Raw genomic sequence first — 761 nt, forward strand, 5'->3', positions numbered from 1 at the left:
CCCTCTTGATTTGACATTGACACGCCATTCAAAATAATTATTAGGGTCATTTCCCGCAAAACTTGCATCTACGTGTTTGCCAGTATCATTAGGCTGTTGAACAGACGGAAACCTAACAGGGAATGTTCCCACATTTCGACAAGGAATCCATTTATCTTCACCAATCAATTGGTTAAAAGCTGAATACAGTTTCTCTGTGTTTACAGAATCAATAAAAGGCTGTTGGGTGTACATTCCTAAACGAACCACAGGTTCAACCCAAGAATCAGGATTTGACCTTTCAAAAGGAATGTCTTTCCATAGATGATTGACAACTTCATCAGCAAGTCGTTGTGGAAATGCGTTGTCGATACGAACAAAACCATTGAGAACAAACTGTTCTACTTCTTTTTTACTTAGTATATCTGACATATTTTTTGTTTTATAAACCATTACAAGGAGCAACAGTTATCTGTTGACCGATTAGTTAAGATTATTAATAAAAATTTGAATAATAGAAAAAGTACGCTATGTGCAGAGGATAGCGTATTGCTTAAGAACTAAGCCCGAAAAGGATATTATAACATCACAGTCATTCTCATACGACAAAAATAAAAATTATCCACAAACTGACAAAACAGAAAAGGGTATGCACATAACATCGGTTTTGCAAGAGCGGGGGAAATATCTCTGTAAGAAAGTTTTCGCTAAATTTGTACGTCCGTGCTTCGCAAGAAAGTTTGTGCTGAAATGCCCCGCCCTCGCAAAGCCGCGGCACGTTA

The 761-nt window shown here is 37.6% G+C and carries 1 pseudogene; it reads right to left on the bottom strand.

The window, feature by feature from the left end:
* A pseudogene (locus G5B00_RS17885) lies at nucleotides 1-411 on the bottom strand (phytanoyl-CoA dioxygenase); the annotation flags it as partial.
* Nucleotides 412-761 lie beyond the last annotated feature (350 nt).

Origin of the sequence: Parapedobacter sp. SGR-10 (genome assembly GCF_011030405.1) — a bacterium.
Lineage (GTDB): Bacteria > Bacteroidota > Bacteroidia > Sphingobacteriales > Sphingobacteriaceae > Sphingobacterium.